Below are 25321 nucleotides of genomic sequence, written 5' to 3' on the forward strand. Positions count from 1 at the left end.
TTTGGGTTTTACAATACCCTTATCAACAGGCAGAAAGCCTTGAAAGGAGTTTTGAGTATGAGCGTTTTACAGACGATTGATCTGAAAAAGTATTACGGCACAGAGCCGAACATTACCCGCGCCCTTGACGGTGTGAACTTCTCCGTGGAGGACGGCGAGTTTGTGGCCGTTGTGGGAACATCCGGCAGCGGCAAGTCCACCCTGCTTCACATGATGGGCGGGCTGGACACTCCCACCAGCGGAACTGTGATCGTCCGGGGCGAAGAACTGGCAAAGAAGAACGATGAACAGCTTACCATCTTTCGCCGCCGCAACATCGGCTTTATCTTCCAGAACTATAACCTTGTTCCTATTCTGAATGTGTATGAGAACATCGTCCTGCCGGTGGAGCTGGACGGGGACACGGTGGATCAGAAGTTTTTGGACGAGATCGTTCACCTGCTGGGGCTGGAAGATAAACTGAAAAATATGCCGAATAATCTTTCTGGCGGACAGCAGCAGCGTGTGGCGATTGCCCGCGCTCTGATTACCAAACCGGCTATTGTGCTGGCCGATGAGCCAACCGGTAACCTTGACAGCAAGACCAGCGCCGAGGTGCTGGGACTTATCAAGCGCACCAGCGCGGAGTTCCGGCAAACCGTTGTAATGATTACCCACAATGACGACATAGCCCGCCTTGCAGATCGGATTGTCCGCATTGAGGATGGCAGGATTGTGGAATAAGGAGGTGGCAAGCTATGACATGGCCTTTTGAAAATGATACCAGTGACATTGAAAAGAAGCTGGCAAAGCGCAGTTTGCATCGTGAACGGCAGCGTAATTTATTTGCAATCATTGCTCTTGTGCTAACTGCATTTATGATAACTGCGACATTCAGTATTGGTTTTAGTTACTTTGAAACCTACCAAATGCAACAAATTCGGTTAATGGGAACTACCGCTGATGTCGGAATCACAAATGTAACAGAAAATCAGTTGGTTGAAATTTCAAAATCAAACCTTGTCCTTGACGTAGGTATACAGCAGCGTTTAGGTAGTGTTGGTACAGAACAACTGAGAAATGCAAGATTAGGTGTAGTATGGATAAATGATACAGAGTGGGAACACCACCGTCTTCCTACTATATCAGGTGTTGTAGGAAATTACCCATCAAGTAAAAACGAAATTATGCTACCTACATGGGTGCTTGAACAGATGGGCATTTCTGATCCGCAAATAGGGATGGAGATTGTGTTGTCATACCAAATTGGCGATAGCTATGATTATGTCACGGACACCTTTTTGCTGTCGGGCTACTATACGGACTACATTCCAATGCGCACAAATAATCGTGGTTATGTTTATGTTTCATCCGCTTTTAAGGATAGCTTAAATGTATCACTGGATAATAGTGTTACGGCAATGATCCGTTTTCAAGGCAATGATAATGCTGACAAAAACTGTGAAAGATTGCGGCGTGAGATTGACTTTACAGAAGGGCAAACATTTGAAATTGTATCATTAGAACAGGCAAATGGTGGAACTATTATTTTAGCTGTAATAATTTTAGCAGTTTTTATATCCTTTAGCGGCTATCTGCTGATTTATAATATTCTTTATGTCTCTGTCATAAAAGATGTGCAATTCTATGGCCGTCTTAAAACGATTGGAACGACCCAAAGGCAGATAAAGAGAATTATCTATAAGCAGGCAATCAGAATCTCTTGTATTGGTATTCCGATTGGTCTGTTACTTGGTGCGGTTGTTTCCTTTGGCATTGTTCCTTACTTCCTGAATATGATGTATTCAACAAATTCTGATGTGGGAACAAAAGTATCTTTTTCGCCGTTTATTTTCATAGGAGCGGCCATATTTACGTTCATTACAGTTATGATTGCAAGCATGAAGCCCGCCAAAATTGCCGGAAGTGTTTCACCAATAGCAGCACTCCAATATACAGCAGCCAGCACAAAGAGTAGCGCCAGAAATTGTAGCAAAATGAAGTTGTCCAGAATGGCATGGAACAATGTCTTTCGTAATGCTAAGAGTACAACCCTTGTTTTTGCATCGCTTTTTTTCGGCCTTTCCTTGTTCCTTGTCGTCACAGGGCTATTACATGGTTTAAGCCCGGAGAATTATGTGAGCCAATGGGGAGTAAGCGATTTTGCACTCACATATAGTATCCACGAAAGAGAAGATTTAATTTCCAGCGAAATGGTTTCAGAGATTGGTCAGCTTGACGGCATTGAGAATTTGAGGTTGACCTATGCACCTTATCCTCAAGTAGTAGCAGATGTTGTATATGACGATGCTGTATTTCACGAGTTTCTTGCGTCATTAGACGGAGTAAACGGCATTGATTTTTCTGATCCGACAAAATTAGAAAATTATCAGCAAAACTTTTTTAGTGGGGTTTTTGGAATTGACAGTGCATATTTGGAAGAAATCAATAAAACCTTAAACTTGCCTATTGACACGTCTGCCTTTGAACAAGGAAAGGTTGTGCTGCTGTCCAAAACAGTAGAAGACCTTATTCAGCCGGGGCAGGAAATAACAATCCAGACGCAGAACGGACAGCATTCCTTTATTGTAGCGAACGGTTATTTGAATGAAGGGTTTCGAGCAGGAGGAGGCAATGAGAGAGGGACGGCTCCTGATTTGTATATTAGTCAAACAGCTTTGAAAGAACTCTTTCCGCAATATAGAGTGTTCCGCGTGGCCTTTGATACGGATGGTCAACATGACGAAAGTATACTGCAAGAATTAAAGCAAATCACCGCATCACAAGCTAACATTGATATTATATCCCGATATGAACGGCGAGAAGAAATGCAGGAATATCTCATTACAGCAAAGGTTTTAGGAACAGGGTTGTCCGTGATACTGCTGCTTGTTGGTGTCATGAACTTTGTCAATACAATGGTTGTCAATGTAAATACTCGGCGCTATGAATTAGCTGTTCTTGAAAGCATTGGAATGACAAAGCGACAAATCAAACGAATGCTATTTATGGAAGGTTTCTATTATTGGGGCGTTTCCCTTTCCCTTGCAGTCACCATTGGAACAGCAATCTTCATCTTGCTATATATGATTTTTAGTAAAGTGGCCTATTATGCTGTTTTCTCCTATCCATTTATCCCACTGGTGCTGGTGTCTGGACTGGTGTTGCTAATCTGCCTTATTGTGCCTATATGGGTCTACAAAACTGACGTTAACCTTCCAGTTGTGGAGCGATTGCGGTTGACAGAGTGAGTTTAATCAAATAGCAAAACATCCTTAGATCAATCATATCGAAGCGGAGCAGATTTTAGCTGCTCCGCTTCTTTAGTGTTTTTCAAAAAATTCTTTTGAAATGTCCGAGCTTTGTAACAATTCAGCCTGTTTTTCTGTCGAAATCAAAGGCACCTCGGACATTTGTGTAACATTTGGATTTTATAATAATCCTCATAAAGAGAAATAGCCTGTTAGCAACCTGCCGCACGACGGCAAAAGAAAAAAAGCCGTCGTACAGCAGACATATCCGCGCGCCCATTTTGAACCGGCGGCTTTTGAGAAAATCAAGGCCGCCGGTTCTTTTTGCTTATCAAAGCGTTTCATCGTCCGTATGGCGGCCACTAGGAGGATGCCGCCATGCGCCTGATATTCTATCGAACGCCTAGCTTTGAACTGTCAAAAAAAGCCTTGCTCCCGCACAGGGTCAGCAGGGCTTTTACTATGTACTATACGATGTAGTTACTGCGCGTTTCGTGCTGTCATTATGCCCAGTTGGCCGTTTTCGGTCTGCTGGGCTTTTCTATTGTCGCCTGAAAACCTACCTGTTTCAAAAAATATTTTTGGAAATTTTCAAAAAAGCGGGTAGAATCGGGTATTTCAGGTGTCATATTAGCGGAAAGGGAAAAATCCACCCGACATCCCCACGGAAAGGGGGTGAGAAGATGGAAGCTATCCCTCGCAACGATGGCGAACAGTATCGATTCGATGCGTTCTGCAAAGCGGTGCTGCGAAATGAGGCCCGGAACTATCACCGAAATAAGAAACGTCTGCTTGACCGTGAAAAGTCATTCAGCGTTCTTTCGTTGGAAGAACTGGGGCAGCTCACGAGTGTAGACCATTATCCAAGTGAAGAATTTGTATTTTCATCCTACGGCTGTGATCTGCACATCGACAATGAACTTGTTGCCAATGCGTTTGCCGCTCTGCCAAAGCAAGAACAAAGCATTTTGATTCTGTTTTGCGTTCTGGAACTGGGCGATGGCGAGATTGGCGACCTCATGGGAATGTCCCGGAGTGCTGTACAGCGCCACCGGACAAAAACGCTGAATGAGCTGCGAAAAGAACTAAAGGCGCACTTGCCGGAGGGAGGTTAGGCGTAAATGAACTCCTATGAACACACGAGCAGAGATTTTTTACCGCTCTCGGTGATTCGCTCTGCCTGCGCTGGGGACACCGATGCAGTTGAACAGGTTTTGCGACATTACAGAGGCTATATCAACAAGCTCTGTACAGGCATTCTCTACGACAAGCACGGCCAGCCCCATGTGTGCATAGACGAGTACATGAAACGCCATCTGGAAATCAAACTTATTTCCTCTATTGTGACCAGAGCCGAAACGGTCTGACCCTTTCCACGTTTCGGGACAGCACCTTGAAAAATATGCCCGCAGGACAATGGCGGTGCATCATAGGGCAAACGGATACGTTGCTGTCTGTATCGAGCCGGACGGCGGGTGCGCCACGATGCTTTTCTCTGAAAAGCGGAGCGATTTCCACCCCGCCGCAATGCAAGCGCGGCTGCTTGCGGGCCATGACATACAGGCAGGCTGATACTCCCTTACCGTCAAAGTCCGAGCGTTCAGAGCGTCGCAGGCAATGAGTAGGGCTGCATGAGGAATGCAGGGGTGAGATTCCCGTGGGCTGCTGCCAGCAGCCATCCGTTGGCTCATTTTTTGATTTTTAAGAAAGGGGATTTTTACGATGCAAGCGAAAAAGACAAACCCTGAAAAAACAAAAAATCCAGAGATGCTTACTCTGGATTCGACTTATCGTATTGGCAATCGCTCCTTTATCGTTGAGCCGGTGTTCAAAGAAGAAAGCTCCCAGACCTTAGGAGAAGTTCTTCTCCGGCTGATGAAATCCGAAAGCGAAAAATTATAATGACCTTTCGGGAGGCAGCGGACAGAGAAAGCGGATTGTGTTATAATATAGGTGTACAAGTAAATTTGCTATTCGACTGTCCCAAGAAAGGAGCGAGTATGAAACAGTCGAGTAACAAGAAATCCCGTGAAGCAACCGCTTTTCTCTATGAGCGTCTTTCCCGTGATGATAATTTGGAGGGCGAGAGTTACAGCATCGTCAACCAAAAGAAACTGCTCACCAAAGTTGCAAAGGAAAAAGGCTATACCAATCTGGTTCACTTTCTGGATGATGGCATTTCCGGCGTGACCATGAACCGTCCCGGTTTCGTTGAAATGATGCAGCAACTTGAACAAGGGAAAGCCGCCGCTGTGTTCGTCAAAGACCTTTCCCGTCTGGGCCGAAACTATATTGAGGTCGGACGGCTGACAGAAGAATTTTTCCCGGACCATGACATCCGACTTGTTGCCGTTTCGGACAACATCGACACGGCCGAGGGAGGCATTTCCGGCGTGACCATGAACCGTCCCGGTTTCGTTGAAATGATGCAGCAGCTCGAACAAGGGAAAGCCTCCGCTGTGTTCGTCAAAGACCTTTCCCGTCTGGGCCGAAACTATATCGAGGTCGGGCGGCTGACAGAAGAATTTTTCCCAGACCATGACATCCGACTTGTTGCCGTTTCGGACAACATCGACACGGCCGAGGGAGAAAACGAACTGGCACCCATCCGAAACCTGTTCAATGAGTGGTATGCCCGCGACATCAGCAAGAAACGCCGTATCAGTAATAAAATCAAAGGCAACTCCGGCGAACCGATGGGACTTCCGCCCTATGGGTATATCAAGGACCCGAACAATCCCAAGCATTGGGTCATTGATGAAGAAGCTGCACAAGTTGTCCGGCGCATTTTTGATATGACGTTGGAGGGCTTTGGCACGGAACAGATTGCCACCCAGTTTGAAAAGGAAGGCATCCTGACGCCGCAGGCCTACTGGATTCAGAAAGGCATCGGCCGTCCCGGAAAGACCAAGACGCGCCCCGCCACCAAGTGGAATGGCTCCACGATTACCCATCTTCTGTATCAGCAGGAGTATTGCGGGGATATTCTGAACTTCAAAACCTACTCCAAGTCCTACAAGAACAAAAAGCGGATTCATAACGACCCGGAAAATTGGGTAGTGTTCCAAGATGTTCACGAACCCATTATTGAACGTGCCGTGTTTGAACAGGTGCAGCAGAAGCGCGGAAAAATGCGCAAACGCTGTACCAGCAACGGAGAGCACAATATGTTCTCTGGCTTGCTTGTCTGCGCAGACTGCGGCTGCAATCTGCACTTCCACTTCAATCAGGGCAACCCGGAAATCAAGTATTTCAACTGCTCCAACTACAAGGGCAACCGTGGCACCTGCCAATCCACCCATTACATCCGTGTAGACTTTCTGGAAGAAGTGGTGCTGGGCGAGATTCGGCGGCTGACCAAGTTTGCCAGCCTCTATGAGGACGACTTTCTGAAAGCTGTTATCGGGCACTCCCAGCAGGCGGATGAAACCGACCGCAAGCTGAAAGAAAAAGAGTTGAAAACACTTCTTGCCCGTGATGAAGAACTGGACGGCCTCTTTGAGCGCATCTATGAGGACAATGTTTCCGGCAAAATCTCTGACGAACGCTTTTCCAGAATGTCCCGGAGATATGAGGACGAGCAAAAGGAGCTGACCGAGAAAATCAAACAGCTCCGCTCCGAAATCGAAAAGCAGAGCAGCCGTACTATGACAACGGATATGTTTATCAGTCTGGTTCGCAAGTACACCAGAGCAAAAAAGCTGACACCCCGGATGCTGAATGAACTGGTGGAAAAAATCGAGGTGTTCAATGCAGAAAAGGTCAATGGTGTATGGGAGCAGCGGCTCCGCATTCACTACAACTGTGTGGGCACCATCGAGATTCCAAGCGCACTTCCTTTGCCGACACCCGATGTGTCGGTGAATACAAGAAAAGGCGTAGTTGTGAACTACGCCCCCTGTGATGTCGCTATTTAGCAAATAAAAAAATGACGAATGTTCTTTGACAGCTAAATGCTGTAAGAACATTCGTCATGGTGCGGATAAGAGGACTTGAACCTCCACCGAGTTGCCCCGATTAGAACCTGAATCTAACGCGTCTGCCAATTCCGCCATATCCGCATATTCTGTTGTATTCGTGAGCTGTGTCGCTCGGAACGATAATTATTATACCAGATATGGCAGAATTGTCAAGCATTATTTTTAATTTTTCTCGACAAAATTTTGCTTGAAAATTGATGCATTCTGAATGGCAGCTGCAGGGCGAAATTTTTGCCAAAGTGTGATACAATAAACAGGACGCGCTGGGAGGGTGTCCTGCGCGCAGACTGAGAAAACGAGGGAAATGCAGAATGTTCAATATCATTATTTTCCTGCTGGGAGCAGGCATCATGTTCTTTATGGCTCTGCGCAGCGTGCTGGCACGGCGCAGGCTGTGCACGCAGGGGCAGAAGGTCACGGCCACGGTGGAGGGCACCGTGCGGAGCCGGGATGGCGGTGCCTATGTGCTGGCCTTTACCACCGCAGGCGGCAGCCATCGGCTGCACTACCCGAAGCCTGCGCGGGGCAAGAGCTTTGCGGTGGGGGATACCGTCACCTTATACTATGACCCCGACGACCCGGAGAAGATGTACGTGGAAGGCGACCGGGCTACGCTGGGAGCCGAGGTGCTGTATGCCGTGATAGGTGTGGCCCTGCTGGTGCTGACCGTGGGCATTGCCCGCTGAAAGGGGAAAAGAGAATGAAACTGGAACATTTTGGCATGGCTGAGCCGGGCGACTGCCGTCTGGTATTCACAGCCGGTGCCGAGGAGCTGGCGGCAGCCGTTGCACAGGTGCAGGCGGAGCCGGACGCGCCGCAGGAAGAGGACGGTCTGCTGACCGAGGCGGTGAATCGCACCATTCTTGGCGGCTTTTCGGCGCTGTATGAGCAGCTGGTGCGGGAGTACCATGTGGTGCCGGTGACCGACCCGGATTTTGAATTGCTGGCGGTGAACCGGGCCGAGGGCTTCCGGGCGGGTGCGCAGTTCTACGCGCTGCCGCCGCTGGAAGTGGGAGCATACACCGGTTTCGTGCAGCCCATTGAGCCGCACCCCATCCGGCAGCTGACCATTGAACTGGAGATCAACCGTCACCACGGCGACGAAGAACGTGCAGCCGATGCAGCGGGCAAGGCGGCGCTGCGGCAGCAGGTGGCCCGCGAGATCTGGGCACAGCGCTGTGCCCAGGCTGAGCAGCGGGCACGCAAGGAGCTGGTATGGCAGCTGGGCGATGCAGTGAAAGGCCCGCTGCCAAAGCAGCTGGTGGGCGGTAACTATTTTGCCGAGCAGCGCCAGTTCAACCTGAGCCTGCAGGCCAATGGCATCAACTTTGACCAGTTCCTTAAAGTGCGCGGCCAGACGGTGGAAGAGTTCCGTGCATGGCTCCACGCGCAGGCAGAGCGCAAGCTGCGCAGCTGGCTGGGGCTTCTGCTGGTGGCAGAAAAGGAGGGCCTTGCACCCACGGACGCCGAGGTGGAAGCAGCCGCTGCCCACTGGGATGCCAAGCTGGACGGCGAGCGCACCTTCCCCGCCAACGATGCACGCAAGGTGCGCCAGCGTCTGGCCCGGGAGAGGGCGGAGCAGTTCATTGTGGAGCACTCTACCCTCACGCCGCCGCCCGATGAACCCATCGTGCAGAAAGTTGAAAGCAAATAATAACAAAAAGGAGCGATGCGCTGCATCGCTCCTTTTTGTTATTATTATCAGGAACTCTCAGGTCTCCACGCCCTCGAACTGGCTGTTGTAGAGCTTGGCGTAGAAGCCGTTTGCAGCAAGCAGCTCGTCGTGGCTGCCCTGCTCCACAATGTGGCCGTCCTTCATCACAAGGATGACGTCCGCCTCGCGGATGGTGGAAAGGCGGTGCGCCACAATAAAGCTGGTACGGCCCTGCATCATGCGGGCAAAGGCTTTCTGGATACGCACCTCGGTGCGGGTATCAATGGAGGATGTTGCTTCGTCCAGGATCAGCATCGGCGGCAGGCAGAGCATCACGCGGGCAATGCACAGCAGCTGCTTCTGGCCCTGACTGATGTTGCCGCCGTCCTCGGCGATGACGGTATCGTAGCCCTCCGGCAGGCGGCGGATGAAGCTGTCTGCATGGGCGGCTTTGGCTGCTGCCACGATCTCTTCAAGGCTTGCATCCGGCTTGCCGTAGGCAATGTTTTCCCGCACGGTACCGGCCCGCAGCCATGTATCCTGCAACACCATGCCGTAGCTGCCGCGCAAGGAAGCGCGGGTCACATCCCGGATGTCGGTGCCGGACACCTTGATGGAACCGCCGTTCACATCATAGAAGCGCATGAGCAGGTTGATGAGGGTGGTCTTGCCGCAGCCGGTAGGGCCGACGATGGCAATGCGCTGGCCGGGCTTTACGTCGAGGGAAAGGCCCTCGATCAGCGGGCGGTCGGGCAGGTAGCGGAAGGAAACATCCTCCAGCTGCACATGGCCGTCCGGCTGCAGCACGGAGGCGTTCTCGACTTCCGGCACCTGATCGTCGGCATCCAGCAGCTCGAACACGCGGGCGGCGCAGGCCAGAGCGTTCTGCAGCTCCGTCACCACGCCGGAGATTTCGTTGAAGGGCTTGGTGTACTGGTTGGCGTAGCTCAAAAACACGCTTAGCTGGCCGATGGTGATGCCGCCCCGCACCGCGTACACGGCACCCACAAGGCCCACGCCTGCGTACACGATGTTATTCACAAAGCGGGTGGCGGGGTTGGTCAGGCTGGAAAAGAAGATGGCCTTCAGGCTCACGTCCTGCAGACGGCCATTCACCTCGTCAAAGGCGGTAAGGCTCTCGGCCTCGTGGCCGAAGGCCTGCACCACCTTCTGGCCCTCGATCATCTCGTTGACCAGCGCGGTCTGCTCACCGCGCACGGCGCTCTGGCTCTGGAAGTAACCATAGCTGCGCTTGGCAAGGAAGCTTGCCACCACGAGGCTCAGCGGGGTGATGCACACCACCACCAGCGTGATGGGCACATTCTCGCTGAGCATGAACAGCAGGGTGCCGAGGATGGTCAGAACGCCGCTGAACAGCTGTGTAAAGCCCATCAGCAGGCCGTCCGCAAAGGTATCCACATCGGCCACCATGCGGCTGACGATATCGCCGGAGGGGTGGCTGTCGAGGTAGGAAAGCGGCAGGGTCTGAATTTTGCGCAGGGCTTCGTTGCGCAGGTCGCGGCTGACAAGGAAGGTGATGCGGTTGTTGCACACGCTCAGCAGCCACTGCGCAAGAGCGGCCACACCGGCAACCACCAGCACCTCGATGATAATGCGCATCACACCGCCAAAATCTACGGCACCCTTGCCCAGCATCATATCAATGGCGCTGCCGCAGAGGATGGGGATATACAGCTGCGCGCCCACGCTCACAGCGGCCACCACAAGGCTGCACACCACAAACAGGGAATAAGGTTTGATTTTGCCCAGAACACGGGTCAAGGTGGCCTTGCGCTGCTGCGGGGTCAGCTTTGTTTTTGCTTTTGCACTCATTTCTGCGCATCCCCTTTCTTGAACTGGCTCTCGTAGATCTCCTCGTAGACGGGGCAGGTCTGGCGCAGCTGGTCGTGGGTGCCGATGCCCACCAGATGGCCGTCGTCCAGCACCAGAATTTGATCCGCGTACTGCAGGCTGGCGGCGCGCTGGCTCACGATGAACACGGTCAGGCTGCCGGGCAGAGCAGCCAGTGCCTTGCGCAGGGCGGCATCGGTGGCGTAGTCCAGTGCGCTGGCGCTGTCGTCAAGGACCAGAATTTCTGGCTTGCCCACAAGGGCGCGGGCGATGGTCAGGCGCTGCTTCTGTCCGCCGGACAGGTTGCGACCGCCCTGCTCCACAGGCTCGTCCAGCCCAAGGGGCTTGGCTTTGACGAACTCCGCAGCCTGTGCTGTTTCCAGTGCGGCCCACAGGTCCGCATCGGTGGCATTCTTGTTGCCCCACAGCAGGTTGGAGCGGATGGTGCCGCCAAAGAGCTGGGCCTTCTGCATGACCATGGCTGCCTTGCCGCGCAGTTCTTCACGGGGATAGTTCCGGGCATCGCGGCCCATGATCTCCACCGTGCCCTCGGTGGCATCGTAGAAGCGGGGAATCAGGTTGACAAGGCTGGATTTGCCGCTGCCGGTACCGCCGATGACACCAATGGTCTGGCCGCGCTTTGCAGTGAAGCTGATGTCGGAAAGGCTGGGTGCACCGGCACCCGCATAGGTCAGGCTTACGTGCTCAAAGCGCACGGCATCGCCGGATTTTTCGGCGGGCACCTCGCCCAGAAGCTTTTCCGGGAAGGCCATGCCGGGCGTGGTGTCCAGCACAGCCTGCACGCGGCCTGCGCAGGCCAGCGCCTTGCTCACCTGCACGATCAGGTTTGCCAGCTTGACCAGCTCCACAAGGATCTGGTTCATGTAGTTCACCAGCGCGATCACGTCGCCGGAAGCCATGCCACCCACATTGATCTCAATGCTGCCCACATATAGCAGTGCCACAATGGCAATGTTGATGAGCACATAGGTCAGCGGGTTCATCAGGGCAGAGATATGGCCTACATGGAGCTGCATCTTGGTCAGCAGGTCGTTGGCATTCTCAAAGCGCTCTACCTCGCTTTTTTCCTTATCAAAAGCGCGCACCACGCGCACGCCGGTCAGGTTTTCGCGGGTCAGGCCCAGCACCCGGTCAAGGCGATTCTGTACCGTCTTGTACAGGGGCCGGGTAGCAGCCATGATGCCGAACACCACCACGCTCAGCAGCGGGATGGTCACTACAAAGATCAGCGCTGCACGGGAATTCACCGTAAAGGCCATGACCATGGCACCGATCACCACGAACGGGCTGCGCAGGAACAGGCGTAAAAACAGGTTCAGGCCGCTCTGCACCTGATTCACGTCGCTGGTCATACGGGTGATCAGGGTGCTGGTGCCGAGGGTGTCCATCTCGGTAAAGCTCAGGGTCTGGATGTGCTCAAACAGGGCGTGGCGCAGAGCTGTGGAATAGCCCACGGCCGCCTTTGCGGAAAAATACTGTGCCGTCAGGCTGCAGGCAAGGCCGATCATGGCCAGCAGCAGCAAAATGCCGCACCGCACAAGAATATAGTGGAAGTCGTGGGCGGCAATGCCGATGTTCACGATATCCGCCATGACCAGCGGCACGAACAGGTCGAACGTGGCTTCCAGCATCTTGAAAAGGGGCGCAAGCACGCTCTCGCGCTTGTAGTCCTTCAGATAGCCTAGCATCTTGTTCAAGGCGATACTCCTTCTTTCTTGCTTTCTTGCATTATAAGGTTTATGAAATCCTACTTATTATAGCGTACAAAAACTTAAAAAGCCATAGAAAATGTTTTTATTGCAAAAGTGTGCTGAAAACCGCCGGGCAAAATGCCGAAAACGGTTGAAACCAGGGTGGGGGTATGCTACAATAATTTTAAATATTGCACAAAAGGGGAAACAGGAATGCTGATAAGTTTGGTCGTTCCGTGCTACAATGAGGAAGAATCACTTCCCATTTTTTATAAAGAGGCCAGTAAGATCGCACAGCAGATGGGAATATCCCACGGAGCAGATTTTGAGTTCATCTTTGTGGATGACGGCTCAAAAGACCGCACACTGCAGATCGCGCGGGAATTGCACCGGAAAGATGCCCGTGTGCGGTACATCTCCTTCAGCCGGAACTTTGGCAAGGAAGCAGGCATTTATGCCGGATTAAAAGCGGCAAAGGGCGATTATGTAGCAACGATGGATGCGGATCTGCAGGACCCGCCCTCGCTGCTGCCGGAAATGCTGGAGCTGCTGTTCTCCGGCGAATATGACTGCGCGGCCACCCGCCGCACGACACGCGAGGGTGAACCGCCCGTTCGCAGCTGGTTTGCCAAAAAGTTTTATCAGATCATCAATAAGCTCTCGGATACAGAGATCGTGGATGGAGCAAGAGACTTCCGCCTGATGAGCCGCAAAATGACTGATGCCGTGCTGAGCATGGCGGAATATAACCGCTTCAGCAAGGGCATTTTCAGCTGGGTCGGCTTTAAAACAAAGTGGATCGACTACAAAAACGTAGAGCGTGTGGCGGGCACAACAAAGTGGAACTTCTGGGGTCTGCTCAAATATTCGATCGAAGGCATTGTGGGCTTTTCCACAGCTCCACTGCTGATGGCGGCGGGCCTTGGCCTTGCCTTTTGCGTATTGGCGTTTGTAGGCATCATAATCGTGGTGGTGCGTGCACTGATGTTCGGCGACCCTACTTCCGGCTGGCCGAGCCTTGTCTGCATTATCCTTTTGTGCAGTGGTGTGCAGCTGCTGTGTACGGGCATTGCGGGCGAGTACCTTGCCAAAACATATCCTGAAACAAAGCACAGACCGATCTATATTGCTGCTGAGACCGAAGAAGATCTGGACGCGGAATAAGGCGTTTCAGGAAAAATGTATTTTTAACGGGGTGCCAGAAGAAGCTGATCTGGCACCCCGCTTTTTTTGAGCAGGGAAAAATGGATACATACAGATAGGCGTTGTACCCAAAGCCATTTCCTGCTATACTAAAAACTGACTAGAAACTGGAAGAATGGTGAGCAGATGGCAAAAAGACAAGACGGCGGCATCCGGCTGCGCCCGGTGGGCACCCGCAAGCATCGGCAGAACGCTCCGGCCTACAGCCCGGCGGGCACCGGCTGCCCGGCCTTTGAGCAGGCAGTGGAAAATTTATATAAAGGCCAGAACGAAGAAAGCTTCTGGACGCTGATGGGCGCTTTGAACTATGCACTGGAAATGGAGACCCATGTTCTGGTGCCGCTGCGCACGGCACTGACGGTGCACAACACGCCTGCACCGTGGACGGAGCATCCGGTGCCCACGGCAAAGGCTAAGGACCTGCAGCTGTGGACCCTGCGCAACGAGAAGGGCCGCACATGGCTGCCTATGTTCACCTCTGCAGCTGCGGCCTGCGCCGACCGCAGCACTTCTGCCCGGCCAATGGCAGATTACACCCTGCAGGATGCCATGGAGCTGGCCCTTTCCACTGAGGGAATCGACGGCGTGGTGCTGGACCCGTGGAGCCACTCGGCTACGCTGGACGGCGCTCTGCTCAACGGTTTGCTGCACGCGGGCCATACGCCGGAAGACCCCGGTGATGAGAAAGCGGATGCCGGAAAGGAAGCCGCCCGCAAGGGCAACTGGGCGCAGGCTGTGGAATGCTTTGAAAAAGCAGCCGAGCTTGGCAGCGCCATGGGACTTGCCCTGCTGGCAGACTGTATTTATAAGGGCCGCGGCACCCGCACGAACCGTGCCAAGGCCCGCCGCATGTGGAAGGAAGCAGCAGACAGCGGCGAGATCTTATCCAACATTGCACTGGGTGATGACTGCGCTGCCCGGGGCGACAATGGCCGGGCACTTTTGTATTACCGCCGTGCCCGCGCCAACGCAGCCCATATGCCGGATATCGAGTACACTCCGCAGGTGTGCCTGCGTGTGGCCCAGACCGAAACGCGCTACACCAGCCGCAAAAAGGCGCTGGCACTGGCCGCAGAAGCAAGGCAGGGCTTTGCCATCAAGGCCCGTGAGCACGAGCCGGACGCAGAGCAGTGGCTGGCCGAAGCCGACCAGCTCATCCGGGAACTGACCAGTGAACTGCCTGCCCGAGCCACAGCTTACGACATGGAATCTTTACAATTGGACTAAAAAATCGTCATATCGGGACGGTAAGATATACTCGGAAATGATTTGAAGAGCTGCGCCCAAGATGCACAGCACCGGAGAGGAAACAGACAGTATGAGCAAAGTAATCGGCATCGATCTCGGCACGACCAATTCCTGTGTGGCAGTGGTGGAGGGCGGCAAGCCCGTGGTCATCACCAATGCGGAGGGTGAGCGCACCACCCCCAGCGTTGTGGCCTTCACGAAGGATGGTGAACGTCTGGTGGGCGGTGCGGCCAAGCGCCAGATCGCCACAAATTCCGGGCGCACTATCTCCAGCATCAAGCGCCATATGGGCAGTGACTACCGGGTGCACATCGACGGCAAAGACCTGACCCCGCAGGAGATCAGCGCCATGATCTTGGCCAAGATCCGCCGCGATGCCGAGAGCTATCTGGGCGAGCCGGTGACCGAAGCGGTCATCACGGTGCCCGCCTACTTCGACGACAGCCAGCGCAAGGCTACGCAGGATGCAGGCCGCATTGCAGGCCTGAACGTGCTGCGCATCATCAACGAGCCTACTGCTGCCGCTGTGGCCTATGGTTTGGATAACGAAGCATCGCAGAAGATCCTCGTCTACGACCTCGGCGGCGGCACCTTTGATGTGTCCATCATCGAGATCGAGGACGGGACCTTTACGGTGCTTGCCACCGGCGGCGACACCCATCTGGGCGGTGACGACTTCGATCAGCGCATCGTGGAATATGCCGTGGCCGAGTTCAAAAAGTCGGATCGCATCGACCTCTCCCGCGACCCGGCAGCTATGGGCCGGTTGAAAGAGGAAGCCGAAAAGGCAAAGAAGGAGCTTTCTGCCGCGCCGTCGGCACAGCTGAACCTGCCCTTTATCGCAGTGGGCAAGGACGGCCCTCACCACTTGGATATCTCGCTTTCCCGCCCGCAGTTCGAAATGATGACCGGCGACCTGCTGGCCCGCACAGTGGCTCCTGTGCAGAATGCGCTGCGGGATGCAGGCATTTCTGCCAGCCAGCTGGGCAAGGTGCTGCTGGTGGGCGGCAGCACCCGGATGCCTGCGGTGGAGCGTCAGGTGAAGGAGCTGCTGGGCTGCGAACCCAGCCACAGCCTGAACCCGGACGAGTGTGTTGCCATGGGTGCGGCTGTGCAGGGCGGTCTGCTGCAGGGCGGCGGCAAGCTGGCCGGTGCCACCGGCGCAGCGGCGCAGGGCCTTGTGCTGATGGATGTGACCCCGCTGACCCTCTCCATTGAGACGCTGGGCGGCGTGGCCACCCCGCTGATCACCCGCAACAGCATGATCCCCACCCGCAAGAGCCAGATCTTCACCACCGCACGGCCCATGCAGACCAGTGTGGAGATCAACGTGCTGCAGGGCGAGCGCCACTTTGCCCGTGACAACAAGAGTCTGGGCAAATTCAAGCTCACCGGCATTCGTGCAAGCTTCTCCTCCAAACCGCAGATCGAAGTTACCTTCGATATCGACGTGAACGGCGTGGTGAAGGTGTCTGCCAAAGACCTTGGCACCGGCCGGGAGCAGAACATCACCATCACCGGCAGCACCAACCTTTCGGAAAATGAGATCCAGCGCGCCATGGCAGACGCTGCCGCCTACGAGGCCGAGGACAGCCGCCGCAAGGAGCGCTTAGACCTGCACAATCAGGCCGAGGTGCTGGCCTACAAGGTGGACGAGGCTCTTTCCAAATGCAAAAAGGAGCTGGACAAGGACGAGAAGAACCGCATCAAAACCGACCTCGCCAACCTCCGCCGCTGCCTGCGCAAGGATAAGCCCGAAAAGATGAATGAAAACGAGGAAGCCAATCTCCGTCAGGCCAAGACCCAGCTGGAAGAAAGCGCCAACCATCTGATGGTGCTGTATACCAGTGAGCAGGAAACAGATGGTACGAATAATGCGCTGTAAAAGTTGCAACAAAACAGAATGATGAGAACTGTGCTCTGTGGAAAATAGAAACCACAGAGCACGTTTTTTTGCAGAAATAGTTGCAGGAGATAGGCTGACATTGCATAATACAACTATATAGTTTTGGCTAAATTCGGGAATGATGCCTTGTTTGGGAGAAAGACATGGAAAAAACTGCGGAAAAGCTAAAGGTAAATGAGAGCCTGTTAAAAACAGTACTGTGCAGTGCTACTTTTTGGGGATTGTTGGCGCATGGTATGGTTCTGTTCAACAAATACTCATTCCATGATGATGTACGGTATTTCAATGAAGTGGGCGCTACTTACGAATCTGGACGGTGGATGCTGGGCATTCTTGGAAGTCTGAGTGCAAATTTGCTGGGTAGTAAAAACTACAGCCTGCCAGTGGTAAATGGTACGATTACGATTTTGTGCATTGCAGCAATCGTATATCTGCTGGTGGATAGTTTGAAGATCCAGTCAAAGCCTCTTGTTATTCTGCTGTGCGGAAGTATGGTGACATTTCCGTCAGTGACGGGAACATTCAGTTACATGTTTACTGCACCATACTATTATGCTGCATCCCTACTGGGAGTTGTTGGAGCATGGATTTTTCACCAGAAAAAGAATGTTGTCGCTCTATTACTCTGCACGGTTTTGATGGCTTGCTCTGTTGGTGTGTACCAGGCAAATATCCCGGTCTGCATCTGTACATTGCTGCTTTATATGATGGAAGATATCCGGCAGTCTGATATGAACTGGAAAGCGTTTTGGAAAATGGCCCTGTGTAATGCAACTGTGTGCATTGGGTTTGTTACAGAATATTTTCTAGTCAATCAATATTTTCTGAATCAGTTTGGCGTTGTTTTGACGGATTACAAAGGTATCAATCATTTTGGAAGAACAAATCTGAGCAATTATATTTATCGGATACTGTGCGGTTACGGCTCATTCTTTTATCCAAGCACTGCTGTGGAAGACTTCAGCGCAAGATATGTCTATACTTTGTTGATCATTGTTACTGCGATCATTGCCATATTTGTGCTCCGGAAAATGTATATTCTTAAGACCCCAAAAGGATGTCAAACCCTATTGATCCTAATCGCATATCCTATTGCAGCATGCTTTGTATACCTGATGGTAGAGCCTTGGGATGTTCATGCCGTAATGACTTTTGGACAGGCGTTTGCCTTTGCTTTGGTTGTATGGTTTATTGATAAATATCCCGAAGATAGAACAAAAGTAGAAGGTGCCCTATGTAAAGCCGCTGTTGCCCTATTAGGAGTACTTGTGACTCTAAATATTCGTTACAGCAATATCCTCTACCTAAAAGCAGACGTGATGCAGACACAAATGATCAGTTATTACACAACTTTGATCACGCGAATTGAAAGTATCGAAGGTTATACTGAAGATGCGCAGGTTGTTTATATCGGGGAGTATGACAAGCACGATAAAAATCTTGTTGGAATCAGCGAATATTTCGATGATTTGGATCTGGCTACATATAAAGGAGAACCTATTTTCAATGATTACGCATGGAAGGAAGCCATGGAGTTTTGGTGTGGCTTTGCACCGGAATTAGGAGATGCCGCAGAGTTTGACGGTAATGCCGAGGTAGCATCTATGCCCTGCTATCCGGATCAGGGTTCGATCCGGTGCATCAACGGAAAAATTGTTGTCAAATTTGCAGATGAGCCGTAAGAACTACGAAAAAGCAGGGAAGTTAAATGAAAAAATTATCGTTAATTATTTCAGTTTATAACGAAGAAGCCGTTCTGGAAAAGTTTTATAAAGCTTTCTGCTCCATCGAACAGAATTTGGAATACGGGGAAGGGGGATATGAGCTGATTTTTGTAAATGATGGCAGTACCGATGCCAGTATGAATATTCTGGAAGTGATTGCGCAGCAGAACAAGAATGTCCGTGTAATCAGTTTTTCGCGAAATTTTGGCCACGAGGCTGCCATGATTGCAGGCATCGATCATGCTGCGGGGGACGTGATCATTTGCATGGATGCCGACCTGCAGCACCCTCTGGAATGCATCGCCCCCATCATGGCGAAATTTGAGGAAGGCTATGAGGTTATCAGCATGGTCCGAACCTCCAACAAATCGGCAGGTGCCATCAAAAACTTTACATCCAGAGCATTCTACCGGGTAATCAACGCCTTGTCTGATCAAGTAAAGCTGGAGGAAAATGCATCGGATTTCTTTGCCATCAGTAGCCGTGTGGCAGATGTTCTACGTACAAATTACCGTGAAAAAACTCGTTTTCTACGTGGATATGTACAAAGCGTTGGTTTCCGGAAAACAACGCTGGAATACACTGCTGCGGAAAGAGCTGGCGGTGCCAGCCACTATACGCTAAAAAAACTGATGAATTTTGCAATCAGCACCATAGTCGGTTTTTCTGATTTTCCACTGAAACTCGGCCTCTATGCCGGTGCTGTAAGTTTTCTTGCTGCTGTGATTTTTGCTATAAGTGCACTGTGTGGATTCCGCGAGTATAAGGTGATCCTTGCGGCAGTCAATGTTTTATTTGCCGTTCTCTTTTTGCTGGTCGGAATTATGGGTGAATATTTTTCCGTTGCATTTGCAGAGCTGAAAAACCGTCCGATCTATATTGTGGAAAAGAAAATCAATTCCGGGCACTGCGTATGATACAAATAATAAAGCAACTTTATTTTCGTTATAAGGAATTGATCAACTATGTGATCGTAGGTGGTCTGACTACGGTAGTGAGTCTGGCAAGTTACTATTTTTTCACTGCAGTCTTTCTGAACCCGCAAGACCCATTTCAACTGATGACTGCCAATACGCTCTCATGGATCTGCGCAGTCTCTTTTGCTTACATCACAAACAGGAAGTTCGTTTTTGAAAGCAAAAGTGCTGATAAATTGCGCGAAATGCTGAAATTTTTCAGTGCGAGGATTTCCACTCTCCTTATCGAAATGGCCTGCATGACATTGCTGGTAAATATTCTGCACTGGAATGACCGGATCTCTAAGTTTGCGGTACAGTTCATCGTCATGGCTCTGAATTACATTTTCAGCAAGCTGTTTGTGTTCCGCATCAAAGAATAATACAGAGTAAAAGGGGCTGCTGCACATGCAACAGCCCCTTTTACTCTGTGGAAAAAGCCTTACAGCATCTTGGAAAGGAATGCTTTCAGTCTGGGATGCTTCGGATTCGTGAACAGCTCCTGCGGCGGCTCGTCCTCCTGGATCTTGCCGTCGTCGATGAAGATGACGCGGTTGGACACCTCGCGGGCAAAGCCCATTTCGTGGGTGACCACCAGCATGGTGATGCCGGTGTGGGCCAGCTCCTTCATCAGTTCCAGAACCTCGCCCACCATTTCGGGGTCGAGGGCGCTGGTGGGCTCGTCGAACAGGATCACGTCCGGGTCCATGGCAAGGGCACGGGCAATGGCAATGCGCTGCTGCTGGCCGCCGGAAAGGCTCTTGGGGTAGGCGTCGGCCTTGTCGGACAGGCCTACGCGGGCCAGCAGTTCGTCGGCCTTGTCGGAAATGGCCTGCTTATCCTTGAGCTTGAGCAGGGTGGGGGCCAGCTCAAGGTTCTTCTTCACGGTCAGGTGCGGGAACAGGTTGAAGTGCTGGAACACCATGCCCATCTTCTGGCGTACACCGTCGATGTGGGCTTCGTCCACCTCGGTGCCCTCAAATTTGATGCTGCCGGAGGAGGGAATCTCCAGCCGGTTCAGGCAGCGCAGAAAGGTGGACTTGCCGCAGCCGGAGGGGCCGATCAGGCAGACCACGTCGCCGCGGTAGATGTCGATATCAATACCCTTCAGCACGTCCAGGGTGGGGGTGGGCTGTTTTGCGCCCTTTTTCTTTTCGCCGCCGTAGGTCTTGGTCAGGCCGCGGACTTCCAGAATCTTATCGGTCACTTTGAGCAAGCCTCCTCTCAAACTTTGCCAGCAGACGGGTGAACAGCATGACCAGCACAAGGTAGATCAGTGCATCGCCCAGCAACGGGAACATGGGCTCGTAGGTGCGGTTCATGATGCCCTGTGCGGCGTACAGCAGCTCCTTGCCGCCGATGACCGTGATCAGGGAGGTATCCTTCAGCAGGACGATGAACTCGTTGCCCAGAGCAGGCAGCACCGCACGGATGGCCTGCGGGATGATGATGACCACCATGGTGGTCATGTAGTTCAAACCAAGGCTGCGGCCGGCCTCCATCTGGCCGGGGTCAACGGCCATCAGACCGCCGCGGATGATCTCCGAAACATAAGCACCGGAGTTGATGCCCAGTGCCAGCGCACCTACCATGGTAAAGTTGCGGCTGTTGGCAAAAATGACCATGCTCATGATGAGCAGCTGCACCATCATAGGCGTGCCGCGGATGATGGTGGTGTAAATTTCGCAGATGATGTTGAAGAAGCCCAACACCGGGTTCTTGTGGCCGGGGCGCTGCTGGTCGTGTGCTACACGCACCAGAGCTACCACGCTGCCCAGCACGATGCCCAGTGCCAGTGCCAGCGCAGTGACCAGCAGGGTAGTGCCCACGCCCTTGATGTACTGCGTCCAGCGGTCATTCAGGACGAAGGCCTGATAAAATTTGAAGAAGAACTCCTGCCCGAAGCTGAGCTTGGTGCCGCTGTTGAGCAGCTCTTTGAGCAGTTCGTATTGAGCAGCCATTCGCATCCTCACTTTCCTGTTTTGTTAGAATTTTGTAACCTTATTTTTCCAAAAAAGGGGAGGTGCCCCAGTTGGGGCTGCCTCCCCGTGGTTCCGTTATCAGCCAGCTGATTATTCAGCGGTGATGTACTTGTCCACGATGGACTGCAGGGTGCCGTCTGCCTTCAGCTCTTCCAGAGCAGCGTTGACGGCCTCCACCAGAGCGGTGTTGTCCTTATTCATGCCGATGGCGTAATCCTCCTCGGCATAGCTGGTCTCCAGCACCTTCAGGCCGGGGTTGGCAGCCACATACTCCTTGGCGGGAGCGTTGTCGATGACCACGGCGTCCACCTGACCATTGTTCAGGGCCTGCACAGCGGTCAGACCGTTGTCGTAAGCCACCACAGAGTCCTCGCCGAAGTCGTCGGTGCAGTAGATGTAGCCGGTGGTGCCGCGCTGGGTACCGATCTTCTTGCCTGCCAGATCATCGGGAGATGCGATGTCGGAGCCTTCCGGCACGATGATGGACTGGATGCCGGTGGCGTAGCTGTCGGAGAATGCCATCACGGCCTTGCGCTCGTCGGTGACGGTGATGCCGGCCATGGCGATGTCTGCCTTGCCCTGCTGCACGCTCAGCAGAGCGGCGTCAAAGTCCATATCATCGATCTGCAGCTCCAGACCCAGCTTCTCGGCAATGGCCTGAGCGGTCTCCACGTCGATGCCCTCGATGTCACCGGCGTCGGTGGTCATCTCGTAGGGAGGGAAGGTGGCGTTGGTGGCCATGGTCAGCTTGCCAGCCTCAACGGTGGCCAGCTCGCCAGCGGCAGCGCTGGTGGAAGCAGCTTCAGAAGAAGCGGCAGCAGAGCTTGCCACAGAGGAAGCCACGCTGGAAGAGGAACCACCGCAGGCGGTCAGGGCCAGAGCGGCAACGGACAGACCGGCAGCTGCCAGAAAGCTGCGACGAGAGATCTTTTTCATATTCAAACACTCCTCAAATGTACTGTATGTTTTTGCGGTACGCCAGAACGATGCGATTCATCGAACATCTGGCGAACGAATTTAGTATAGATTGTACAAATTGAAAAGTCAATACTTGTGCAAAAAATCTCATCAATTGAAACCGAATTGAAAACAATTATACAAAAAATGCGTTGAAGAAATGTATATATACAAATTATAGATATTTTGCGATCTCTTCTTTGCTCCGCTTTGGCACGCAGTAATCCCGGTTCTCGTCCAGATAATATTTTACGCCGGTCTCAGCCGTCAGCGGCACAATGTGAGCCTTGTGGGCCGGGTAGCCGAACGCCACCATGAATGCCAGCTTCTGCGGTTCTTCAATGCCCAGCAGTTCGGTGAGGGCAGGCTTGTTGATCGCGCCCATGATGCAGCTGCCCACGCCTTTGTCCCATGCGGCAAGGGTCATGTTGGCAAGGGCGATGCCGGTATCGGTGGCAAGGTCGCCGGGGATGGAAGTGTCCTGCACCACGGCCACATACAGGGTGGGCAGCTCGTCGGCTTTGGGCGTGCCCTGCTCCGGCGGCAGATAGGCAGCCCACTTGACCAGCGGCTGCACCTTTGCCACCGCCTCGGGCTTGTTCACCACCACCAGACGCACAGCCTGACGGTTGGCTCCGCAGGAGGACAGGCGGACGGCCTCGACGATATCTTCCACCACATCCTGCGGAACAGCTTTCTGTACAAAGCGGCGGTAGGTGCGGCGGCTGACAAGAGTATCCATAACAGACATAAAGAGCACCTCCTTTATATAAGTGTTGTCAAAAGTATAGCAGATGCGGCAGAGTCTTGCAACGCTCCGGCGCAAAAAAGCTTGCACGTTGGACAGTGATCTTGCCTTTTGCGACAGGCTGCGATTGCATCCGACAAATGATACATGGTAAAATATGGTAGAAGAAAGGAGGAGGCGCAATGGTATTGGCGGCAGGCATCGTGGGTTTTATTCTGGGGGTCAATTTGGGTTTTTTGTTTGCCGGGCTGATGCGGGCGGCAAGAGGGGAACATGAGCAGACAGAAGATGAAAACAAGACATGTTGAGAATGAATGAAAATAACGGAGAACAAAAAGGGCCGCTGTACGGGATGCTGTGCAGCGGCCCTTTTTGCCGGGCTTGACCGAACTTACGATTTTCTCTTGGTCGCTCCTGTTTTTCTGCATCCGGCGGAAAAAGATGCCAAAAACCACTTGACAAACTGTTACGGGGGGGGGGTATTATATAGGAAAAGCAGGCTCCACAAAAAAGTGATGGGGGCATGCAAAAAGATTGTGAGGTTGATTCTTATGTCTAACATTTCTCGTCGTAAGTTCCTCAAGGGCGCAGGTGTGGCTGCTCTGGCTGTTGCTGCTGCCGGTGTTCTGGCTGGCTGCTCTGATCAGAGCACGCCGGACATTTCCGAGAAGAAGAAGAAGGTCACGCTGAAGTATTATAGCCGCTCTGAAGGCAAGATTTTTGGTTCGGTTGATATCGAGGTTGGAGTTCTGGTGGACAGCATCAGCTATACTACCATTCAGGAAAAGAAACCGGCTGATACTAAGGACTTCTACATTGTAAACACGACTGACTACAAGATTCCTGCAGACGGTACGGTCTGGATCAACATGAATATGAACGAAACTGCAAAGCCTCAGATTATCACGATCAAGTATATGGCGATTCTGGGCACCAGTGGTCCCGAGGAGGTTGCAGCTGCCACTTCTTCGAATTGGACCAAGACGGTTAAAGTGTATGGCGGCGGCGATGTGATCGACCTCGATGACGTGAAGCTCGACGGCGGCTACAAGATTGCTGATGTTAGAGATGTGGTCAACGGTAAAATCGATGAGCACAACGTTGCAACCGTTTATGTTACGATGTAAGCTGAACCGGATTTTTCAAAATTATTTGAATTTTTAAATTAAAAATTTAAGAACACAACACCAACAGGGTGGCGGCCAACAAGGCCTCCGCCCTATTGGTGTTATTTTTTTGTTAAAATTTCACTTGACAAACAGTTACCAGGGAGGGTATTATATAGAAAAAGCAGGCTCCACAAAAAAGTGATGGGGGCATGCAGAAAAGATTGTGAGGTTGATTATTATGTCTAATATCTCTCGTCGTCAGTTCCTGAAGGGCGCAGGTGTCGCTACTCTGGCTGTTGCTGCTGCCGGTGTTCTGGCTGGCTGCTCTGGCAACGCTGGCCCCGATGTCCCCGATGTCCCCGGTGTGACCACTCGTCCTGTTACGGTTATCTTCATGAAGGACGAAGGCAATGGTGTGACCAACGTTGTGGGTGAGACTGCCAAGATTGATGTTCTGAAGACCGAGAACTCTGTGAAGGTTGCTGACATCGATAAGAAGCTGCTTCCCGAAGATTACCATCTGGAGAACGAGAACGCTGTTGTTGAAGTCCGCAAGGACGACAGCAAGGGTGAGTACATCATCGTCTTCGTGACTGATGTGACTGTGACTCCGACCAAGAAGACCATCGATGTCAAACTGCTGGAGCTGCCGAACAACTACATTAAGGCTAAGGCTGAGGTTGCAGTCGATGCAACTGGCGTCAGCGCTGCTGATATTCAGCTGCCGGACGGCTACAAGCTGAGCCCCGACTACGGCACGGCGGAAGAGCTGTTGAAGGTTCGTCCCTTCGATACTGTCTTCATTGTGACCAAGCTCTGATTTCCTGGCACAGAAGTTTTTTGAAAAAACTCAAATAGCACCAACAGGGCGGTAGTCAACACGGCTACCGTCCTGTTTTTAAGTACAAAAAGAGCGACAATCGTGCGACTGCCGCTCTTTTACGTTTATAGTCAGTTCCACCGTTTTTTCGGCAGCGGGCAACCCCTTCCGTCAAAGCCTGCGGCTTTGCCAGCTTCCCCAAGGGAACGGATGAACCCTCTCAGGCTCACTGCGTTCGCCA

At 52.4% G+C, this 25321-nt stretch carries 23 protein-coding genes and 1 tRNA gene; 17 read left to right on the top strand and 7 right to left on the bottom strand.

The genetic code is table 11. The features are described from left to right. Positions 1-57 precede the first annotated feature (57 nt). The 6 genes from DWY76_RS11505 to DWY76_RS11535 all read left to right on the top strand — a co-directional run bounded on the left by DWY76_RS11505 (position 58) and on the right by DWY76_RS11535 (position 7147). A complete protein-coding gene (locus DWY76_RS11505; protein WP_101872281.1) occupies positions 58-723 on the top strand; it encodes an ABC transporter ATP-binding protein in 666 nt (221 codons plus the stop codon). Positions 724-737: 14 nt separating this feature from the next. Next, positions 738-3230 carry an ABC transporter permease gene (locus tag DWY76_RS11510; RefSeq protein ID WP_120081392.1) on the top strand — a complete coding sequence of 831 codons (2493 nt, stop codon included), beginning with the start codon at positions 738-740 and terminating at the stop codon, positions 3228-3230. A gap of 683 nt (positions 3231-3913) precedes the next feature. Beyond that, positions 3914-4345 carry a sigma-70 family RNA polymerase sigma factor gene (locus DWY76_RS11515; RefSeq protein WP_120020354.1) on the top strand — a complete coding sequence of 144 codons (432 nt, stop codon included), beginning with the start codon at positions 3914-3916 and terminating at the stop codon, positions 4343-4345. A 6-nt stretch (positions 4346-4351) separates the two neighbouring features. After that, positions 4352-4597, top strand: coding sequence for a helix-turn-helix domain-containing protein (locus tag DWY76_RS11520; RefSeq protein WP_117477652.1), 246 nt, complete (start codon positions 4352-4354; stop codon positions 4595-4597). 355 nt (positions 4598-4952) lie between these two features. Next, positions 4953-5132: a hypothetical protein gene (locus tag DWY76_RS11530; RefSeq protein WP_005927535.1), complete on the top strand. Its 180-nt coding sequence runs from the start codon at positions 4953-4955 to the stop codon at positions 5130-5132. Between the two features lie 98 nt (positions 5133-5230). Next, positions 5231-7147, top strand: a complete 1917-nt coding sequence (locus DWY76_RS11535) for a recombinase family protein (RefSeq protein WP_120081393.1) — start codon at positions 5231-5233, stop codon at positions 7145-7147. Between the two features lie 57 nt (positions 7148-7204). Here DWY76_RS11535 and DWY76_RS11540 read toward each other — a convergent pair. Next, positions 7205-7291 (bottom strand) — tRNA-Leu (locus DWY76_RS11540). Between the two features lie 230 nt (positions 7292-7521). On the opposite strand from DWY76_RS11540, the gene DWY76_RS11545 reads away from it, so the two are divergent. Continuing rightward, the gene (locus tag DWY76_RS11545) at positions 7522-7896 is read left to right on the top strand and encodes a DUF3592 domain-containing protein (protein WP_120081394.1); all 375 of its coding nucleotides are present in this window, start codon (positions 7522-7524) and stop codon (positions 7894-7896) included. Positions 7897-7910: 14 nt separating this feature from the next. Further along, on the top strand, positions 7911-8864 hold the full coding sequence (locus tag DWY76_RS11550; protein ID WP_097773998.1) for an FKBP-type peptidylprolyl isomerase: 954 nt from the start codon (positions 7911-7913) through the stop codon (positions 8862-8864). A gap of 57 nt (positions 8865-8921) precedes the next feature. On the opposite strand, the gene DWY76_RS11555 is transcribed toward DWY76_RS11550, so the two are convergent. Both DWY76_RS11555 and DWY76_RS11560 read right to left on the bottom strand, forming a co-directional pair. Next, complete coding sequence (locus tag DWY76_RS11555; RefSeq protein WP_120081395.1) at positions 8922-10697, bottom strand: ABC transporter ATP-binding protein; 1776 nt, start codon at positions 10695-10697, stop codon at positions 8922-8924. After that, a complete protein-coding gene (locus DWY76_RS11560) occupies positions 10694-12433 on the bottom strand; it encodes an ABC transporter ATP-binding protein (RefSeq protein ID WP_347562257.1) in 1740 nt (579 codons plus the stop codon). Before DWY76_RS11560 ends, DWY76_RS11555 begins: the two co-directional genes overlap by 4 nt. A gap of 207 nt (positions 12434-12640) precedes the next feature. Between DWY76_RS11560 and DWY76_RS11565 the strand changes: the two genes are divergently transcribed. The 6 genes from DWY76_RS11565 to DWY76_RS11590 all read left to right on the top strand — a co-directional run bounded on the left by DWY76_RS11565 (position 12641) and on the right by DWY76_RS11590 (position 19847). After that, positions 12641-13591, top strand: a complete 951-nt coding sequence (locus DWY76_RS11565) for a glycosyltransferase family 2 protein (protein ID WP_120081396.1) — start codon at positions 12641-12643, stop codon at positions 13589-13591. A 165-nt stretch (positions 13592-13756) separates the two neighbouring features. Next, positions 13757-14857 (top strand): SseB family protein, encoded by a 1101-nt coding sequence (locus tag DWY76_RS11570; protein ID WP_097780918.1) that lies wholly within the window; start codon positions 13757-13759, stop codon positions 14855-14857. A 91-nt stretch (positions 14858-14948) separates the two neighbouring features. Next, positions 14949-16763, top strand: a complete 1815-nt coding sequence (gene dnaK, locus DWY76_RS11575) for a molecular chaperone DnaK (RefSeq protein ID WP_120081397.1) — start codon at positions 14949-14951, stop codon at positions 16761-16763. 164 nt (positions 16764-16927) lie between these two features. Beyond that, complete coding sequence (locus DWY76_RS11580) at positions 16928-18466, top strand: glucosyltransferase domain-containing protein (RefSeq protein WP_097773993.1); 1539 nt, start codon at positions 16928-16930, stop codon at positions 18464-18466. Positions 18467-18492: 26 nt separating this feature from the next. Continuing rightward, positions 18493-19425 (top strand): glycosyltransferase family 2 protein, encoded by a 933-nt coding sequence (locus tag DWY76_RS11585; RefSeq protein ID WP_120081398.1) that lies wholly within the window; start codon positions 18493-18495, stop codon positions 19423-19425. 38 nt (positions 19426-19463) lie between these two features. After that, on the top strand, positions 19464-19847 hold the full coding sequence (locus tag DWY76_RS11590) for a GtrA family protein (RefSeq protein WP_243112026.1): 384 nt from the start codon (positions 19464-19466) through the stop codon (positions 19845-19847). Positions 19848-19906: 59 nt separating this feature from the next. Here DWY76_RS11590 and DWY76_RS11595 read toward each other — a convergent pair whose 3' ends face one another. From DWY76_RS11595 to DWY76_RS11610, 4 genes are all read right to left on the bottom strand, one after another. Continuing rightward, positions 19907-20671, bottom strand: a complete 765-nt coding sequence (locus DWY76_RS11595) for an amino acid ABC transporter ATP-binding protein (protein WP_120081399.1) — start codon at positions 20669-20671, stop codon at positions 19907-19909. Further along, positions 20661-21425, bottom strand: coding sequence for an amino acid ABC transporter permease (locus DWY76_RS11600; protein WP_120081400.1), 765 nt, complete (start codon positions 21423-21425; stop codon positions 20661-20663). Before DWY76_RS11600 ends, DWY76_RS11595 begins: the two co-directional genes overlap by 11 nt. Before the next feature lie 111 nt (positions 21426-21536). Continuing rightward, a complete protein-coding gene (locus DWY76_RS11605; protein WP_120081401.1) occupies positions 21537-22382 on the bottom strand; it encodes an amino acid ABC transporter substrate-binding protein in 846 nt (281 codons plus the stop codon). 196 nt (positions 22383-22578) lie between these two features. Next, on the bottom strand, positions 22579-23154 hold the full coding sequence (locus DWY76_RS11610) for a nitroreductase family protein (RefSeq protein WP_120081402.1): 576 nt from the start codon (positions 23152-23154) through the stop codon (positions 22579-22581). 179 nt (positions 23155-23333) lie between these two features. Between DWY76_RS11610 and DWY76_RS14525 the strand changes: the two genes are divergently transcribed. The 3 genes from DWY76_RS14525 to DWY76_RS11620 all read left to right on the top strand — a co-directional run bounded on the left by DWY76_RS14525 (position 23334) and on the right by DWY76_RS11620 (position 25080). Then, positions 23334-23459, top strand: a complete 126-nt coding sequence (locus tag DWY76_RS14525) for a hypothetical protein (RefSeq protein ID WP_263287027.1) — start codon at positions 23334-23336, stop codon at positions 23457-23459. Positions 23460-23465: 6 nt separating this feature from the next. Continuing rightward, positions 23466-24278 carry a twin-arginine translocation signal domain-containing protein gene (locus tag DWY76_RS14415; RefSeq protein ID WP_243112027.1) on the top strand — a complete coding sequence of 271 codons (813 nt, stop codon included), beginning with the start codon at positions 23466-23468 and terminating at the stop codon, positions 24276-24278. A gap of 220 nt (positions 24279-24498) precedes the next feature. Continuing rightward, positions 24499-25080: a twin-arginine translocation signal domain-containing protein gene (locus DWY76_RS11620; RefSeq protein WP_120081403.1), complete on the top strand. Its 582-nt coding sequence runs from the start codon at positions 24499-24501 to the stop codon at positions 25078-25080. The last annotated feature ends 241 nt before the right edge of the window (positions 25081-25321 follow it).

The organism is Faecalibacterium sp. AF27-11BH (genome assembly GCF_003603005.1).
Lineage (GTDB): Bacteria > Bacillota > Clostridia > Oscillospirales > Ruminococcaceae > Faecalibacterium > Faecalibacterium taiwanense.